The sequence below is a fragment of the Streptomyces pimonensis genome (assembly GCF_041380215.1).
GTDB lineage: Bacteria > Actinomycetota > Actinomycetes > Streptomycetales > Streptomycetaceae > Streptomyces > Streptomyces pimonensis.
This window is the reverse complement of sequence record NZ_JAHWZY010000045.1, coordinates 27407-45194: the sequence shown is the minus strand read 5'-3', so window position 1 is coordinate 45194 and position 17788 is coordinate 27407. Positions and strand designations below refer to the sequence as shown.

The following is a 17788-nucleotide window of genomic DNA, read 5'->3' as shown; positions in this document are numbered from 1 at the left end:
CGCAAGGACCCCTAACTCGCACGGGCGCTGGGACCGCGGTGGTGAGCCGGTTGCAGTTGTTGCGGAGGGCGGTCCTCTCGAGGGGACGACCCCTCATGCGTAGTCCCCCACCCCGGCAGCGGTCGGCAGAGACCACCTACGCATGTGCGGGGGACCACTTCGGCCGGGAACCCGACCCGGCCGAGTGGCTGGGACCGCGCCCGCAGGCGCGGGGACCACATGGGCAAGGCCACCCGCCAAGGTCATCGCCGAGGGGCCACCCCGCAGGCGCGGGGGCCGCAGCCAGCGGCCCGCCCATCTGCTGCCCCGTCGGGGACCACCCCCGCAGACGCGGGGAGCGACGATCCCTGAACACCTGCAGACAGAGCTACCCGGGAATCACCCCCGCGTGCGTGCGCGGGGACCATCACGAGCGGTACACCTCACTCACCAGGAAGCGGTACACCACCGGCTGTACTATGACAACAGTACGACCACGCCGAGCAAGGTGCGCAACATCGCAGACTCCTTTTCGCGGGTACAGGGACGACGGCGGAGACGCCACCGCCACCCCGAAGGACAAGGCCGTCCCCGCGCCCGCTGAGGGATAGACCAGCGGTGACAAGGCGGTTGTCTACGGCGAACTGGTCGGGGAACTGAAGTCGTTCAAGGACACGGCGGCTGGGTCACACCGTCTTGCATGACCACCTGCCAACCTCGCGCCAGTTCGGCCGCTCGTGGTGGGATGCCGAGGAGCAGGAGACCCGGGTGGCCATTGCGATCCTTTCGTGCGGTTCCCCGCCGTTCTCGACGCCCAGTTGCAGCGCGACGCCATCATCTCCGAGGTCGAACGCCAGATCCGTGTCGGCATGCCATGCCTCTCCGGCGCCCCCGAGGACGAGTGACCAGGTGGAGAGCGCCGCGTGCACTCCTCTCTCGTACCGCCAAGCGGCTGTAGGCCAACGGTTTGCTCCGCCGCATGTGACAGCGTGTGGACCTGGACACTACTGTCACGTAAGGGTTGAGTGGAGTTGCCAGCGGAGTACTATTCGAATGTGTGTCCTATCGATCTGGTCGAATCCTTCCTGAGGTGCAATAAGCGGACATTCGAAGCGATTGGCATCGAGTTGCACACCGGGGGTGACCGGTGTGGGCCGTGTTGTGTGCGGTGTCGGGCGTCCAGTGTGCCCATGGCTTGCCTGGGATTGGCGTGGATGTCTTATTCATCCGTGACGTTGATCACTATGCAGTGGATTGAAAGAGGTGTGATTTTATGAATACCATGGATAACGCTTTGGTAAACTGATCCCAGTGGGCTGATTGCATCAATACTTTTCTAGTGACTGAAATGCCCCTTCTCTGACCCAGGAGGGGTGTTGCATGGGGGATGTTATGCAGGTGCTTATCGTGGATGGTGACTTAGACGCGGCCAGCTCTCTCGCGCAGACCCTGCAGCGCAACGGGTACAACACCACGGAGGCTGCGACTGGAAGTCGTGCACTGGAGATTTACGGCGAAGCTGATCTGATACTCCTCGATCTTGAGCTACCAGACATTGATGGCCTTGAGGTGTGCCGGATCATACGCTCTGCCTGCGACACGGCCGTCATTGCGTTCGCTCAAGGGCGATCGGAACTCGACAGGGTTCTGGGGCTTCAAGCAGGGGCGGATGACTGTCTAGATAAACCTTACGGGGCCCGCGAGTTGCTCGCTCGCATCGAGGCGGTCACGCGGCGCGTCGGTTTCGGTGACAGTGATACCAAGTCGCGCAAGGGAACAAGGAGGCGATCCGTCTCTCTCGGGCCCCTACGAATCGACGGTGTTGCTAGGGAGGTACGCCTCAACGGCGAGTTGATAGAAATGACTCGCAAAGAGTTCGATCTTCTTCATCATCTGGCGAGTCGGCCAGGAAAGATAGCGACGCGAGAGGAGTTGATGGCGGAGGTGTGGGGCGTACGAAGTTCGCACGGAATGGATGCACGGGCGAGCCGCACCATAGACACTCATGTCAGCGCGCTTCGGGGGAAGCTGGGTTCGACTGGCTGGATCGTGGCCATCCGCGGGGTGGGTTTCCGCTTCGGGCACGGATAGCGAACGGCGCGAATGGATCGCGCTCCGGGGCCTTTCACGGAGTGGGCGCGCCACGCTTCGTGGTGCGCCCACGCGTTCCTGTCGCACTGAGGCAGGAACGTGACCGCTCAGGCTGGCGGTGCATCACGTTGGCGCATCGTCCGCAGCACGTCCGTGCCGTCGTACTCCACGCGCCCGCCATGGTTCCGGCGGCGCCAACGTTGTTTGCTCGCCAGGCGGTACACGCTGCCCGGCGAGATCTGCCACGCGGAGGTGATGTCCGAGGGGGACAGCCAGGCCGTTGCCCGGGCCTTCCCGCCCGGGACGTCGTGGTTCCTCGTGGCGAGTCGTTGTTTCAGGTGGAGCCATTCCTCTTGGGTCCACTGATGCTCTGCGGCCGCGTCGCACTGGATCTCGCTGATGTGGTCCAGGGCTCGCGCATGCACACGTGCGTGCAGCGTGCCGCCGCACGCTGCCTCCGGGCACCGGCCGACCTTGAACCGGCGGACCCGGACGGGCTCGGCGATCCGGAGTGCCGAGTGCACCAGTTGTGAGATCTCGCATGAGAGGTCCGCGGCGGCGACATGCCGTCCGAGCCAGCCGGAATGCGACAGCAGGAAGTCGGCGGTGTCCTTCGGAGCCCGTGACGGTGGGTGCACGCCCCTCCTCTCCCGGACCAGCCCGGCCCAGGACCCGAGTACCTGCTGGATGGTCGTGCGGACCTCCGCGGCCGCGGTGTTGAACGGCATCCCGGGGCGTGGCCGACTCGATGTCCCGACCGACGTCCGGTCTGTTGCCCTGCCGCCGCCCAGGACGTCTCCGCAGGCGTCATAGAGAGCTGGCAGCCGCTGCAGGTCGTCGATCAGTCTGGTCAGGCATCGGGCGCATAGCCGGTTCTTGCCCGACAACGGCCGTCCGATGCGCCCAGCTCTCTCGGCGGGTGAACACTCGACTCCTTTGCAAACCGCAGCCTCAGTTCCGGAGAAAACCCCTAACCGCGTCACGTCACGTGCCCCCGTAGAGTCGTCCCTGGTGTGTGCCCTTTTACTGTCAGCGAATCTAAGAGGCCGCAACCGAGGACCGCAAGCTATTAATGCTTCAACTTCACTTTGAGAGTCTCTGATGTATCTCTGTAAGAGCCCTTGAAAACTTTGCTTGACGTGCGAGGGTCCGGCGAAGAAGCTTGTTACTAGCTTCGATAAACCTGTCTGGACCGGGCGTTGATCTCCGTATCGGGCCGTGTCGTGTTCCGTTGTCCGGTAAGCCCTCAAAAATTGCGGCTACACAGGTTGCTGGTTCACTCTCGCCTCCTTGCCCCGCGTACGTGGGCTGTTCTCTGCGCGCATGTCTCTGTGCTCAATTGCAAGGTTTTCAGCTACCGCCCAGGAGAATCAGGTGGATTTTCCAGTACTTATTGTTGGGGCCGGTCCGGCCGGGCTTACGCTTGCGGGAGAACTGAGGCTCGCAGGTGTCGACGTCACGGTGATCGAGCGTCTTCCGGGAGCTACCGGAGAGTCGCGTGGGCTGGGATTCACGGCCCGGACGATGGAGGTCTTCGACCAGCGTGGCCTGTTGGCTCGCTTCGGTGAATTACAGACCAGTGACCAAGGGCATTTCGGGGGATTGCCGCTCGACTTCGGCGTTCTCCATGCAGGCGCACCCAAAATGATTCCACAGTCCACCACGGAAGCCGTTCTGGAGGGATGGGCCCGAGACCTCGGCGCCGACATACGGCGTGGTCACGAACTGGTATCCCTGGTGGACGGAGGAGACGCCGTCACGGTGGAGGTCCGGGGCCCTCGCGGTTCGGAAAGGCTACGAGTCGGCTATCTGGTGGGCTGCGACGGAGGCAGGAGTACGGTCCGGAAGGCCGCCGGATTCGACTTCCCCGGCACGGCCGCGACCATGGAGATGTACCTGGCGGACGTGCGCGGGGTCGACCTCGAGCCACGCATGATCGGTGAGACGGTCAGCGACGGCATGGTGATGGTGGGTCCGCTGGGGGACGGGGTGACCCGCATCATCGTCTGCGAGCGCGGGCAACCGCCTCGGCGCCGTACGGAACCGCCGCCGTTCACCGAGGTCGCGGACGCGTGGAAGCGATTGACCGGCATCGACATCTCGCATGCCGAGCCGGTATGGGTCAGCGCCTTCGGTGACGCCACACGTCAGGTCACCGAGTACCGTCGCGGCCGGGTCCTGCTGGCCGGCGACGCCGCCCACATTCATCTGCCGGCCGGTGGGCAGGGCATGAACACCAGTATCCAGGACTCCGTGAACCTGGGATGGAAGCTGGGCGCCGTGATCCGCGGTACGGCTCCCGAGGCCCTGCTCGACACCTATCACAGTGAGCGGCATCCCGTGGGGCAGCGACTGCTCACCAACACCCGGGCCCAGGGCATGCTCTTCCTCAGCGGCAACGAGGTTCAGCCCTTGCGGGACGTTCTGAGCGAACTGGTCGGCTACCCCGAGGTGGCACGCCACCTGGTCGGCATGGTGTCGGGACTGGAGATCCGCTACGACGTGGGAGCGGGCAGCCACCCGCTGCTCGGTCTGCGCATGCCGAGGCTGGAGTTGGTGCGCGACAGCGGGACGACGACCAACAGTACGGAGCTGCTGCGCAGCGGACGAGGCATCCTGCTCGACCTGGAGAACCGCGCTCAACTGCGCCGTAGGGCCGAGGCGTGGAACGACCGGGTGGACATCGTCACCGCGGCTCCAGCCAGCCTCGGAGAGACAAGTCCTCTGCGGGGCACCGCGGCTGTCCTGGTGCGCCCGGACGGGCACGTCGCCTGGGCGGCACCCGGCAGTCACCACGACCTGCCGATGGCCCTCGACCGCTGGTTCGGCGCAGCGCGGCGCGTCAGCACGGCCGGACGATGAAAGGGGAAGGGTGTACAGCACACTGATCATCGCGCGGATGAAACCCGGCGCGGAGCGGGACGTCGCACGTGTCTTCGCCGCCTTCGACGACACGGACATGCCCCACCGCATGGGAACCCGGCGTCGCGAGCTGTTCGTGCTCCAGGACCTCTACTTCCACCTGCAGGACTTCACCACCGACGACGGCGGACAGCGCATCGACGAGGTGAGGCTGGACCCCCGCTTCACGGCCATCAGCGAAGACCTCAAGCCGTACATCACCCCCTACGACCCGGCGACATGGCGAACTCCGGCCGACGCGATGGGGCGTAGCTTCTACCGCGGGCCCGTCCGACCCGCAACGGACGCCCACAGCGGTGTCACGGTTCACCGCATGCCGGACGGTGCGCGCGACGAAGTGGCGCGAGCCTGCGGCACGGCCGACTCCACGGGCGATGCCCGCAGCTGCCGACGGGAACTCTTCCAGTTCCACGAACTCTGCGTCGAGGTCGAAGAGTACGACTCCCCGGCCGCCGAGGCGCGATATGCCTCCAGGACCGGCACGTCCCTGAGCCCTCTGACCACGCCGTACGTGGCCGATCGCCCGATCCGGGAGTCCCGCGCCCACCGCTTCTACCGTTGGGCGGCCGCATGAGCACGCGACGTGTGGTGATCACCGGTATCGGGGTGACAGCCCCGGGCGGCGTGGGGACGAAGGAGTTCTGGACGCTGCTCATGGACGGGCGTACCGCCACACGGCGTATCACCTTCTTCGACCCGTCCCCGTACCGCTCCCAGATCGCGGCCGAGGCGGACTTCGACCCCGAGCTTCTGGGCCTCGGCCCTCAGGAGATCAGACGGATGGACAGGGCGGCTCAGTTCGCCGTCGTCACCGCACGTGAGGCGGTGGCGGACAGCGGTCTGGCCCTCGACGCGGTCGAGCCCCACCGCACCGGTGTCACGGTGGGCACGGCGGTCGGCGCCTCGACCTCCTTGGACCAGGAGTACCGCACCGTCAGCGACGGGGGCCGACTCGACCTGGTCGACCACACCTACGCGGTGCCGCATCTGTACGACGCCTTCGTTCCCAGCTCCTTCGCCGCCGAGGTCGCCTGGGCCGTGGGCGCGGAAGGACCGGTCTCCGCGATCTCCACGGGCTGTACGTCAGGGCTCGACGCCATCGGCCACGGCGCTGACCTGGTGCGCGACGGTATGGCCGACGTGGTCCTGGCGGGGGCCACGGACGCGCCCATCACACCGATCACCGTGGCCTGCTTCGACGCGATCAAGGCAACCTCGCCGCGCAACGACGATCCGGAGCACGCCTCGCGGCCGTTCGACGCCACCCGCAACGGGTTCGTGCTCGGCGAGGGCTGCGCGATGCTGGTGCTGGAGGAGCTGAACAGCGCCCTGCGGCGGGGAGCCCATATCTACGCCGAGATCGCCAGCCACGCCTCCCGATGCAACGCCTACCACATGACCGGACTGCGGCCCGACGGCAGGGAGATGGCAGAGGCCATCCGGGCGGCGCTCGACGAGGCGAGGGTCGCTCCCGCCGAGGTCGACTACGTCAACGCGCACGGATCGGGGACCCAGCAGAACGACCGCCACGAGACGGCGGCGATCAAGAGGGCTCTGGGCGAGCACGCCCACGGGACACCCGTCAGCTCCATCAAGTCCATGGTCGGCCACTCCCTCGGCGCCATCGGGTCCATCGAGATCGCCGCCTGCGCACTGGCGATGCGGCACAACGTCGTCCCACCGACCGCCAACCTGCACGAACCCGACCCCGAGTGCGACCTCGACTACGTGCCGTTGACGGCCCGTGAGTGGACCACGGACACCGTGCTCTCCGTTGGCAGCGGCTTCGGCGGATTCCAGAGCGCCCTCGTCCTGGTCCGGCCGGAGAGGAGAACGACATGACCGCGGCCGAGCAGCGGGTCCTCGTGACGGGACTGGGCATCGCGGCTCCCAACGGCTTCGGGCTGGGGGAGTACTGGGCAGCGGTGTGCGGCGGCTCCCACGGCATCGGGAGGATCTCGCGCTTCGATCCCGGGCAGTACCCGTCCACGTTGGCGGGCGAGATCAAGGACTTCACGGCCGCGGACCACCTGCCCGGCCGTCTGCTGGCGCAGACGGACCGCATGACCCAGCTCTCCCTGGTGGCGGCCGAGTTGGCCTTCGAGGACGCCGGGATCCGCCCCGAGGACATACCCGCGTTCGACATGGGGGTGGTCACCGCCGGCGCCTCGGGCGGGTTCGAGTTCGGCCAGCGTGAACTCCAGGCGCTGTGGAGCAGGGGAAGCCAGTACGTCAGCGCCTACCAGTCCTTCGCCTGGTTCTACGCGGTCAACACGGGGCAGATCTCCATCCGCAACGGAATGCGCGGTCCCGGCGGCGTGGTGGTCGCCGATCAGGCCGGCGGACTCGACGCTGTGGCTCGTGCCAGACGCCAGGTGCGCAGGGGCACACCGGTGATGATGACCGGAGCCGTCGACGCCTCACTCTGCCCCTGGGGATGGGTCGCCTGGATGGCGGGCGGCACCCTGAGCACCAGCGACGACCCGCAGCATGCCTACCTTCCCTTCGACGCCCGGGCGAACGGAGGAGTCCCGGGTGAGGGCGGGGCACTGCTCGTACTGGAGGACGCCGCGACGGCGTACGAGCGGGGCGCTCCCACGGTCTACGGCGAGATCCTCGGCTACGGTGCCACGTTCGACCCCCGGCCCGGCAGCGGGCGCGAACCGGGGCTGCGCCGCGCCGTGGAACTGGCTCTCCAGGACGCCGGAACAGAAGCCGACCAGATCGACGTCGTCTACGCCGACGCGGCCGCCGTCCCTGAACTCGACCGCGTCGAGGCCGAGGTGATCAGCAAGATCTTCGGGCCCAACGGCGTTCCTGTGACCGCGCCGAAGACGATGACCGGGCGGCTGAACTCCGGTGCCGGTCCTCTCGACGTGGCCACGGCTCTGCTGTCCCTGCGGTACGGAGTCATCCCGCCGACCGTCCACACCGTCCTGTCGTCCGCCTATGACATCGACCTCGTCGGGGAGCCCCGGGCCGCGACGCTGCGCACGGCCGTGATCCTCGCCCGGGGACGGGGCGGATTCAACTCCGCCATGGTCATCCGGTCCTGAGCCATAGCACGACCCGACAGCCACCTGACCGACGCCCAGGGAGAGGCTCCCATGCCCGAGCAGCAGTTCACCATCGACGACCTCAGGCGCATCCTGCGCGAAGGAGCCGGTGCGGACGACCAGGTCGACCTCGTTGGCGACCTTCTGGACAACGACTTTGAGACCCTCGGTTACGACTCGCTCAGCCGACTGGAGAGCGGCAATCGGATCGAGCGGGAGTACGGCATCGTCCTCGACGAATCCCAGCTCCCGGGCAGCCTGACGCCGCGCGAGTTGATCGGCATGGTCAACGAGAGGCTGCAGGCCGCCAGGAGCCGTGCCTGACCGCCGTCGACCGTTCACCAGGAGAGCCACATGAGCCAACAGGAAACGAAGGTCGCGCTCGTCACCGGAGCCACGAGCGGCATCGGGCTGGCCGTCACCCGACTGCTGGCGGGCCAGGGGCAGCGCGTGTTCATCTGCGCCCGGTCCGCGGACGCGGTCACCATGACCGTGAAAGAACTCCGTGACGAGGGACTCGATGTTGACGGCGCACCGTGCGACGTACGGAACCTCGACGACATCAGACGGTACGTGGGCGCGACGGTCGAACGGTACGGCACCGTCGACGTACTCGTGAACAACGCCGGCCGAAGCGGTGGCGGCGTGACGGCGAGCATCTCCGACGACCTCTGGTACGACGTCGTCAACACCAACCTCAACAGCGTCTTCCTCATGACCCGTGAGGTGCTGAACGCCGGCGGCATGCAGGCGAAGGGCCGCGGCAGGATCATCAACATCGCCTCTACGGCGGGCAAGCAGGGCGTCGTCTTGGGAGCGCCGTACTCCGCCTCCAAACACGGCGTGGTCGGTTTCACCAAAGCGCTGGGCAACGAACTCGCGCCCACCGGCATCACCGTCAACGCCGTGTGCCCCGGATACGTCGAGACCCCGATGGCCCAGCGGGTGCGACAGGGATACGCGGACGCCTACGGGACCACGGAGGCGGCGGTACTCGAGAAGTTCCAGGCCAAGATCCCGCTCGGGCGCTACTCGACGCCCGAGGAGGTGGCTGGCCTCGTCGGCTACCTGGTGTCCGACGCCGCGGGCTCGATCACCTCGCAGGCGCTCAACGTCTGCGGCGGCCTGGGCAACTTCTGACCTCGTCCGACCAGTCGCCGACGCCAAGGAGACCCCTATGTCCCAACCGGAGCCCCGTCACACCGAACACCGGATCACCGTGCGCGCCGCAGCCGCCGACGTGTACCGACTGATCGCCGAAGTCCAGAACTGGCCCGCCCTCTTCCCGCCCACCGTGCACGCGGAAGTCGTGGAACGCGGCGGCCGGGAGGAGCGCATTCGTATCTGGGCGACGGCGAACGGACAGATCAAGAACTGGACATCTCGCCGCTACCTCGACCAGGCGGCGCTGCGCATCGACTTCCGTCAGGAGGTGTCGTCGCCGCCGGTGGCCGCCATGGGCGGGAGCTGGATCATCGAACCGCTCACCGGCTCCGAGTGCGCGGTACGGCTGTTGCACGACTACCGGGCCGTCGACGACGATCCGGCGGGCCTCGACTGGATAGACCAGGCGGTGGACCGCAACAGCGGTTCCGAACTGAGCGCGCTGAAGGCCGGCGCGGAGCTGGCCGCGAACGCTGCCGACCGATCGCTGACCTTCGAGGACAGCGTGCGGGTGCGGGGCGGAGCGAAGGACCTCTACGACTTCGTCAACGAGGCCCAGCTGTGGGACGAGAGACTGCCCCATGTGGCCGCCGTCCGGCTGACGGAGGACACCCCGGGGATCCAGACCCTGCGCATGGACACCCAGGCCGTCGACGGCTCTGTGCACACCACCGAGTCGGTCCGGGTCTGCTTTCCCTACGACAGGATCGTCTACAAGCAGACCACGCTGCCAGCCCTGCTCGCCCTGCACACCGGAAGCTGGCACTTCCAGGACGACGGCACCGGCGGTGCCACCGCCGTCTCCCGGCACACCGTCGTGATCGAGACCGAGAACATCTCCCGCGTGCTGGGACCGGACGCAGGTCTGACCGAAGCCCGTGCGTTCGTCCGTGACGCCCTCGGGACCAACAGCCGCACCACGCTCGGCCACGCGCTGTCCTATGCCGAGAAGCGTCGCTGAGCGATGACTGGCGGACTCGACGCCGACGTCATCGTCGTCGGGGCGGGGCCCGTTGGCCTGCTCCTCGCCGGGGAACTGAGCAGATGGGGAGTGCAAGTCCTCGTGCTGGAGCGTCTGCCCTCTCCGGCGACCGCGTCGCGGGCCTCCACCCTGCATGCGCGCACCATGGAGATCCTCGACGACCTCGGGCTCCTGGCGGCGCTCGGCCCGCCACCGCGGGGAGCCGGCGGACACTTCGCGGGCATGCCGCTCGACCTGGCCGCTGCCGGCACGACCGTCCATCCGGGCACGTGGAAGGCGCCTCAAACCCGGCTCGAAGCCGTGCTCCAGGAGTGGGCGACCGGTCTGGGCGCGACCGTGCGTCGCGATCACGAGGCCGTCGGTCTGACCGAGCACCCCGATCGCGTGACGGTGACCGTGCTCCGCGGTGGGACCGACCGCCATCGGCTGAGCGCCGGCTATCTCGTCGGATGCGACGGCCAGGACAGCGTCGTACGGCGGTTGCACGGGTTCGAACTCTCCGGGACCGAGGCGCGCAGAGAACTGCTCCGGACGGATGTCGCGGGCATCGAGGTGCCCGTCCGGCGCTTCGAGCGGCACCCGCACGGGCTGGCCGTCTCCGCACGGGCCCCCGACGGCTCCACACGGATCATGGTCCACGAGTACGGACGCCGCCCCGTGCCCCGTGCCGGGGAACCGTCCTTCGACGAGGTCGTGCGCAGTTGGCAGCGGGTCACGGGCGAGGACATCTCCCACGGCATTCCCTTGTGGGTGAATGCCTTCGACGATGCCTGCGTGCAGGCCACCCGGTACCGTAAGGGCAGGGTCCTGCTGGCCGGCGACGCGGCTCACGTGCAGCTTCCCGTCGGCGGACAGGCGATCAATCTAGGGCTGCAGGACGCGGCCGACCTCGGCCCGAAACTGGCCGCCCACGTCAACGGCCTGGGGCCGCCCGACTGGCTGGACACCTACGACACCGAGCGCCGCCGGATCGGAGCGCGCACGCTCACCGGCATCCGGGCGCAGGCAGAGCTCCTGCTGGGCGGCTCCGAAGTGGAGACGCTGCGCACGGTCTTCGGTGAGCTGCTCCAGCTGAACCCCGTTCAACGGCATCTGGCCGCCGCGGTCAGCGGCCTCGACGCCCGACCCCCACACGATCCGCGGCCCGCTCCCGGCAGGCGCCGCGACTTTCCGGACAGGAGGACCAGCATGGGCCGACTCACCGACAAGACCGCCCTCGTCACCGGATCCAGCCGCGGTATCGGACGGGCGACCGCGGTGCGGCTGGCACGTGAAGGAGCGCTCGTCGCCGTGCACTACGCCACGGGCGCAGAGCAGGCCGAGGAGACCGTCGAGACGATCGAGAAGGAGGGCGGCCGGGCGTTCGCCGTACAGGCGGAACTGGGCATGCCCGGCGATGCGCACCAGCTCTTCCTGGGGCTTGAGCGAGGTCTCAAGGAACGCACCGGGGAAACCAGGCTGGACATCCTCGTCAACAACGCCGGAGTGATGGGTGGCATCGCACCGGAAGAGGTCACTCCCGAGCAGTTCGACCGCCTGATGGCGGTGAACGCCAGGGCTCCCTTCTTCGTCCTGCAACGAGCGCTGAAGAACATCCCCGACGGCGGCCGTGTCATCAACGTCTCCTCCGGCCTGACGAGGTTCGCCAACCCGCAGGAGGTGGCGTACGCCATGACCAAGGGGGCCGTCGAGCAGCTGGCGCTGCACTACGCCAAGCACCTCGGTCCGCGTCGCATCACCGTCAACAGCGTGGCGCCCGGGATCACCGACAACGGAAGCGCGGTCTTCGACATCCCGGAAGCCGTGCGGCAGATGGCGGGGCTGTCGGCGTTCAACCGGGTCGGCGAGACGGGTGACGTCGCGGACGTCATCACCTTCCTCGCCACCGATGAGGCCCGCTGGATCACGGGCGCCTTCATCGACGCCACAGGAGGCACGCTGCTCGGCTGACCCCGCCCGGGCCGACGCGTGCGCGCATCACCCGTGCCTCCGACCAGTTGAACGCGGACCCCGGAGGTAATCCGACATGACCACCCGCTCCAACGCCCTTCCTCCGGCGCCGGCCGACCGGCTGAGGCCCGGGTCGTGGGCCCTGCCGCTGGTTCTGGCCGGCAACATGCTCCTGGACGCCCTTGAGGTGTCGACCGTACTCGTCGCGCTTCCGACGATGGTCGATGCGCTGGGTATCTCGCTGTGGACGGCTCAGTGGCTGATGACCGGATTCGCACTGGGCTTCGCCCTTCTCCTGCTGTCAGGACGCAAGGTCACCGCGCGCTGGGGACGGCGCAGGGCGTATCTGACGGCTCTGGGCGTCTTCGCTCTGGCCTCGGTCATAGGCGGGCTGACCGACAGCGCCCTGCTCCTGATCGCCACGAGAGTGGTCAAGGGAGCGTGCGCGGCACTGACCGTGCCCATCGGCCTGGCCATCATCACCACCTCGTTGCGCGATGAGCACGAGCAGCGCCGCGCGGTTTCCCTGTACGCGTTCCTCGGCGCCGCCGGGTTCTCCACCGGAGTGCTGCTGGCGGGAGCACTGACGCCGGCGAGCTGGAGGTGGACCTTCCTGCTGCCCGCGCTGGCCGCCAGTGCCCTGCTGGTCCCCGCACACCGCCTCGTGCCGCGTGACATGCCCGAAGGCCCGGTCGGCGGCGCCGGGGGCACAATGCGCCCGCCGCTCCTGCGCAACGGCCCGTTCATCAGGTCGGCGCTGGCTGCCGCGACACTCAACGGCACGTATCTGAGCATGCTCCTCGTCGTGGTCCCGCACGGGCAGACACAGCTGGGCTGGAGCCCTTGGGAGTGCGCCCTGGCGTTGTTGCCGGCCTGTCTCCCACCGGTTGCGGCGACACCGTTCGCCGCCCGCATGGTGGCCGCCTGCGGCACCCGGCGCCTCGTCGCGCTGGGGGCCATGGCGGCGCTGGCCGGATACGGACTCCTGCTCCGCCACGACGCGCCCCGGTCCTACCTCACGGACGTCCTGCCGACGCTGGCCCTGCTGGGACTCGCCTTCGTGCTGTCCTTCGCCGCGCTCAACATGCAGGCGGTGTCGGAGGTCCCGGCGCGGGCGCGGCCCGTGGCCGTCCCGCTGTACCAGACGGCGGTCCAGGGCGGGGCCGCGTTGATGCTGCCCGCCGTGGCACTGCTCCTGAGCGGCGACGGCGGTACCCGGCCCGCCGTCGTACTCGTCGTGGCGGTCGGCGCTCTCGGTGCCGCGGTGGCCCTGCTGGGGCGCGGAGGCGGGGCACGGCCCGGGGAAGGTCCACGGTCCATGAGTGCGGGGGAGGCAGATGGCACACCCGAGCGAACCGCTGGAGACGCTGATCCAAGTGCACCGGGGACAGCCTGAATCTCACGAGCTGGCCGCGCTGGTCGCCGTCCTCATGAGCCGCGCCGACCCACGGCAGAGCGCGTCGGAGGAAGGCCATGACGGAGTACGGACCGCGGCACGCTGGCAACGGCCGGAACGGAACATCCGGTACGTGTCCCTGCACTCCTGGCGGACCGAACGAGGCTGAGCTGATCCGGCCGAAGACACCTGTAGGAAACGGGAGCTGTTGCATGGACACCCCACTGAGAGACGCCGTCCGGCTGGCGGCGGTCGTGGCAAGCGTGCGCGACGGCCGCTTCGCACCGCGGATCGTCGACTGGTTCACCCGGCAGATCGACGCGCACGGAGGCTTCGCACTGGACCTGGTGGACCTGCGTGACGAAGAACTGTCCCTGGTGATGCCGGCGGTCGGCAGCCAGCCGGATGCCGGGACGCGGCGGGTGCTGAAGACGCTCTCGCCGCGGCTGGCGGATGCCGAGGCGTTCATCGTCATCACGCCCGAGTACAACCGCAGTTTTCCCGCGGCGCTGAAGAACGTCATCGACTGGCACAGCGCCGAGTGGCGGGCGAAACCGGTCGCCTTCGTGAGCTACGGAGGTGTCTCCGGGGGACTGCGCGCGGTCGAGCAGCTGCGCCTGGTCTTCGCCGAGCTGCACGCGGTGACGATCAGGGACTCCGTCAGCTTCTCCCACCCCTGGGACCTGATACCCGACGACGGTGGTCTGGAAGAGACCGAGGCATCGGCACTCGCTGCCAAGACACTGCTCGACCACCTGGCGTGGTGGGCGGAGGCACTCAACGGAGCGCGCACCGCGCGCCCGTACCCCACTGCGGGGTGACAGCACACGCTCCGACCAGAACGTGCGGCACGACTGTGAGGAGAGCACTCAGATGAAGGCCCTGGTGCTGTCGGGGGGAGCGGGAACCCGCTTGCGTCCCTTCAGCTATTCGATGTCCAAACAGCTCATACCCATCGCCAACAAGCCGGTCCTCGAGCACGTCCTGGAGAACATCCGCGAGCTGGGTGTGAAGGACGTGGGCATCATCGTGGGGGATCGAGCGGCGGAGATATCTGCCGTGGTCGGGGACGGTGGCAGGTTCGGCATCCGCCTCACCTACATCCGTCAGGACCGTCCCAGAGGTCTCGCCCACTGCGTGGCGATCGCCCGCGACTACCTCGCTGACGACGACTTCGTCATGTACTTGGGCGACAACATGCTGCCCGACGGGGTGCGCGGGGTCGCCGAGGAGTTCACGGCGCGCCGTCCCGCCGCGCATCTCGTGGTGCAGCGGGTGCCGGATGCCCGCTCCTTCGGCGTCGTCGAGACCGATACCAACGGAGGTGTGCTGCGTCTGGTCGAGAAGCCCTCCGTACCGCGCAGCGATCTGGCCCTCGTCGGCGTCTACTTCTTCACCAGCGCCATCCACCAGGCCGTTACCGCCATCCGGCCCAGCTCCCGTGGGGAACTGGAGATCACGGATGCCGTCGAGTGGCTGGTCCGGCAGGGAGCGGAGGTGCGGGCGACCGAGTACTCCGGTTACTGGAAGGACACCGGGCGCGTCGAGGACGTCCTCGAGTGCAATCAGCAGCTCCTGGACAAGTTGAAGAGTTCCACGGCAGGCGACGTGGACGTCGGCAGCGAACTCACGGGGCAGGTCGTGGTGGGCCCCGGCGCCCGGGTGGTGCGCAGCCGTATCCGGGGTCCGGTCGTCATCGGCGCGGGCACCGTTGTCGAGGACAGCCAGATCGGACCGTACGTGTCGGTGGGCCGGGACTGCGTGCTGCGTGACTCCGGGCTCAGCCACTCGATCGTGCTGGACGGGGCCTCGGTCTCACAGGTGAGCGGGCTGCACCTGTCGGTGATCGGACGGTCGGCCATCGTGCGGGCGACGGGCTCCGGTCAGCACCGACTGGTCGTCGGGGACCACACCAGGGTGGAGGTGGTCGCATGAGGCTGCTGGTCACCGGCGCTGCCGGCTTCATCGGCGCGCACTACGTCCGCACCATGCTGGACGGTGGATATCCGGGCTACGAAGGAGCCCGGGTCACGGTCCTGGACAAGCTGACCTACGCCGGGAACCGGGCGAACCTGCCACCGGCGCACCCACGGATGGATTTCGTCCAGGGCGATGTGTGCGACCGTGCCCTGGTGCGGGAGTTGCTTCCCGGACATGACGCCGTGGTCCACTTCGCCGCGGAGTCGCATGTCGATCGCTCGGTCTCCTCGGGAGCCGCGTTCGTCACCACGAACGTCGGTGGTACCCAGTCCCTGCTGGAAAGTTGTCTGGACGCGGGCGTCGAGCGGTTCGTGCACGTCTCCACCGACGAGGTCTACGGGTCCATCGACGAGGGCAGCTGGGACGAAAACTGCCCCTTGTTGCCTAACTCGCCCTACGCGGCATCCAAAGCGGCATCCGACCTCGTCGCACGGTCCTATCGCGAGACCCACGGCCTGGACGTCTCGATCACCCGCTGTTCCAACAACTACGGGCCCCACCAGCACCCGGAGAAACTGATTCCGCGCTTCATCACCCACCTGCTGGAAGGCGAACAGGTCCCGCTGTACGGCGACGGCCTGAACCGCAGGGAGTGGCTGCACGTCGACGATCACTGCCGTGCGGTTCAGCTGGTGCTGACCAAAGGACGCGCGGGCGAGATCTACAACGTGGGCGGCGGAGAGGAGCGGACCAACCTCGCCATCACCGAGCTGCTGGTGGAGCTGCTCGGGTCGGACATGTCAAGGGTGCGTTGGGTCGAGGACCGCAAGGGCCACGACCGCCGCTACGCCCTGGACGACTCGAAGGCGCGCGAAGAACTGGGCTATGCCCCGCGGGTGCCGTTCGCCCGCGGCCTCGCGGACACGGTGGCGTGGTACCGCGACAACCCCGAGTGGTGGAAAGCCGCCAAGCACCGGGCCCTCTAGGCCCGGGCCCCGAGACGAAAGGCAGGACATGAGCGACCAGCGGGAGCTCATTCTCGACGCGGTACGGGCCTATCACCGTGAGGCGGAAGCGCAGCGCGGGTTCGTACCCGGCGTCACGGAGATCTGGCCGTCCGGCGCGGCGCTGGACGAGGACGACCGTGCCGCCTTGGTGGAGGCGGCCCTCGATCTGCGGATCGCGGCGGGGAAAGGCGCGAGGCGGTTCGAGTCCGAGTTCGCCCGTCGGCTGCGCCGTCGCAAGGCGCACCTCACCAACTCCGGCAGCTCGGCCAATCTGCTCGCTCTTTCCGCCCTCACCTCACATCTCCTGGAGGACCAGAGGCTGAAACCGGGAGACGAGGTGATCACGGTCGCGGCCGCGTTCCCCACGACGGTGAATCCGATCCTTCAGAACGGGCTGGTGCCGGTATTCGTCGACGTCGAGCTGAAGACCTACAACACCACCGTCGACCGGGTCGCGCAGGCCATCGGGCCCCGAACCCGGGCCATCATGGTCGCCCACGCACTCGGCAACCCGTTCCAGGCCACCGAGATCGCGCAACTCGCCAAAGAACATGACCTCTTCCTCATCGAGGACAACTGCGACGCGGTGGGGGCGACGTACGACGGGCGGGCCACCGGCTCCTTCGGCGACCTGTCGACCGTCAGCTTCTATCCCGCGCACCACCTCACCATGGGCGAAGGCGGATGTGTGCTCACATCGGACCTGGCCCTGGCACGGATCGTCGAGTCGATGCGTGACTGGGGCCGCGACTGCTGGTGCGAGCCCGGGGAGAGCGACACCTGCCTCAAACGGTTCAAATACCAGATGGGGACGCTCCCGGCCGGATACGACCACAAGTACATCTTCTCGCACGTCGGTTACAACCTGAAGGCGACCGACCTGCAGGCGGCCCTCGGCCTCAGCCAGTTGACCAAGCTCGACGAGTTCTGCGCCACCCGGCGTCGGAACTGGCGCAGGCTGCGCGAAGGACTGGACGGAGTGCCGTGGCTGATCCTCCCGGAGGCCACTGAGCGCAGCGACCCCAGTTGGTTCGGATTCGTCATCACCGTCGACCCGCAGGCGCCCTTCAGCCGGGCCGAACTCACCGATCACCTGGAGAGCCGCAGGATCGGCACGCGCAGGTTGTTCGCCGGGAACCTCACCCGGCATCCTGCATACCTCGGCAAGCCGCAGCGGGTGGTGGGCGAACTGCAGAACAGTGACCTCGTTACCGAGCAGACCTTCTGGGTCGGGGTCTACCCCGGGATCACCGAGGAGATGGCCGACTACGTCGTCACCTCGGTGCGGGACTTTGTCAAGGGCCGCTGAGCCGCCCGCTAT

16 protein-coding genes and 1 pseudogene are annotated in these 17788 nt (G+C 67.9%); 16 read left to right on the top strand and 1 reads right to left on the bottom strand.

Going from position 1 to position 17788, the window contains the following annotated elements; genetic code table 11:
- Positions 1 to 1359: 1359 nt before the first annotated feature.
- A complete protein-coding gene (locus tag KYY02_RS29765; RefSeq protein ID WP_371243362.1) occupies positions 1360 to 2070 on the top strand; it encodes a response regulator transcription factor in 711 nt (236 codons plus the stop codon).
- A gap of 107 nt (positions 2071 to 2177) precedes the next feature.
- Here the strand turns inward: KYY02_RS29765 and KYY02_RS29760 are convergent, their stop codons facing one another.
- A complete protein-coding gene (locus KYY02_RS29760; protein ID WP_371243360.1) occupies positions 2178 to 2798 on the bottom strand; it encodes a hypothetical protein in 621 nt (206 codons plus the stop codon).
- Between the two features lie 646 nt (positions 2799 to 3444).
- Between KYY02_RS29760 and KYY02_RS29755 the strand changes: the two genes are divergently transcribed.
- From KYY02_RS29755 to rfbH, 15 genes and pseudogenes are all read left to right on the top strand, one after another.
- On the top strand, positions 3445 to 4932 hold the full coding sequence (locus KYY02_RS29755; RefSeq protein WP_371243358.1) for an FAD-dependent monooxygenase: 1488 nt from the start codon (positions 3445 to 3447) through the stop codon (positions 4930 to 4932).
- A gap of 10 nt (positions 4933 to 4942) precedes the next feature.
- A pseudogene (locus KYY02_RS29750) lies at positions 4943 to 5251 on the top strand (TcmI family type II polyketide cyclase); the annotation flags it as partial.
- Positions 5234 to 5566, top strand: coding sequence for a TcmI family type II polyketide cyclase (locus KYY02_RS29745; RefSeq protein ID WP_371243372.1), 333 nt, complete (start codon positions 5234 to 5236; stop codon positions 5564 to 5566). The pseudogene KYY02_RS29750 and the gene KYY02_RS29745, both read left to right, overlap by 18 nt.
- The gene (locus tag KYY02_RS29740; protein ID WP_371243356.1) at positions 5563 to 6834 is read left to right on the top strand and encodes a beta-ketoacyl-[acyl-carrier-protein] synthase family protein; all 1272 of its coding nucleotides are present in this window, start codon (positions 5563 to 5565) and stop codon (positions 6832 to 6834) included. The genes KYY02_RS29745 and KYY02_RS29740 overlap by 4 nt, the downstream gene beginning before the upstream one ends.
- A complete protein-coding gene (locus KYY02_RS29735; RefSeq protein ID WP_371243355.1) occupies positions 6831 to 8048 on the top strand; it encodes a ketosynthase chain-length factor in 1218 nt (405 codons plus the stop codon). The genes KYY02_RS29740 and KYY02_RS29735 overlap by 4 nt, the downstream gene beginning before the upstream one ends.
- Before the next feature lie 51 nt (positions 8049 to 8099).
- The gene (locus KYY02_RS29730; RefSeq protein WP_371243353.1) at positions 8100 to 8372 is read left to right on the top strand and encodes an acyl carrier protein; all 273 of its coding nucleotides are present in this window, start codon (positions 8100 to 8102) and stop codon (positions 8370 to 8372) included.
- Between the two features lie 30 nt (positions 8373 to 8402).
- Positions 8403 to 9188: a 3-oxoacyl-ACP reductase FabG gene (gene fabG / locus KYY02_RS29725; protein WP_371243351.1), complete on the top strand. Its 786-nt coding sequence runs from the start codon at positions 8403 to 8405 to the stop codon at positions 9186 to 9188.
- Between the two features lie 37 nt (positions 9189 to 9225).
- Complete coding sequence (locus tag KYY02_RS29720; protein ID WP_371243349.1) at positions 9226 to 10173, top strand: aromatase/cyclase; 948 nt, start codon at positions 9226 to 9228, stop codon at positions 10171 to 10173.
- Positions 10174 to 10176: 3 nt separating this feature from the next.
- Complete coding sequence (locus KYY02_RS29715) at positions 10177 to 12144, top strand: SDR family oxidoreductase (RefSeq protein WP_371243347.1); 1968 nt, start codon at positions 10177 to 10179, stop codon at positions 12142 to 12144.
- A 76-nt stretch (positions 12145 to 12220) separates the two neighbouring features.
- Positions 12221 to 13540, top strand: coding sequence for an MFS transporter (locus KYY02_RS29710; protein WP_371243345.1), 1320 nt, complete (start codon positions 12221 to 12223; stop codon positions 13538 to 13540).
- A complete protein-coding gene (locus KYY02_RS29705) occupies positions 13482 to 13709 on the top strand; it encodes an acyl-CoA carboxylase subunit epsilon (protein WP_371243343.1) in 228 nt (75 codons plus the stop codon). The genes KYY02_RS29710 and KYY02_RS29705 overlap by 59 nt, the downstream gene beginning before the upstream one ends.
- 43 nt (positions 13710 to 13752) lie before the next feature.
- Positions 13753 to 14361: an NADPH-dependent FMN reductase gene (locus KYY02_RS29700; RefSeq protein WP_371243341.1), complete on the top strand. Its 609-nt coding sequence runs from the start codon at positions 13753 to 13755 to the stop codon at positions 14359 to 14361.
- Positions 14362 to 14413: 52 nt separating this feature from the next.
- The gene (locus KYY02_RS29695; protein WP_371243339.1) at positions 14414 to 15475 is read left to right on the top strand and encodes a glucose-1-phosphate thymidylyltransferase; all 1062 of its coding nucleotides are present in this window, start codon (positions 14414 to 14416) and stop codon (positions 15473 to 15475) included.
- Positions 15472 to 16446, top strand: coding sequence for a dTDP-glucose 4,6-dehydratase (rfbB, locus tag KYY02_RS29690; RefSeq protein WP_371243337.1), 975 nt, complete (start codon positions 15472 to 15474; stop codon positions 16444 to 16446). The genes KYY02_RS29695 and rfbB overlap by 4 nt, the downstream gene beginning before the upstream one ends.
- A gap of 28 nt (positions 16447 to 16474) precedes the next feature.
- Positions 16475 to 17776, top strand: a complete 1302-nt coding sequence (gene rfbH, locus KYY02_RS29685) for a lipopolysaccharide biosynthesis protein RfbH (RefSeq protein ID WP_371243335.1) — start codon at positions 16475 to 16477, stop codon at positions 17774 to 17776.
- Positions 17777 to 17788 lie beyond the last annotated feature (12 nt).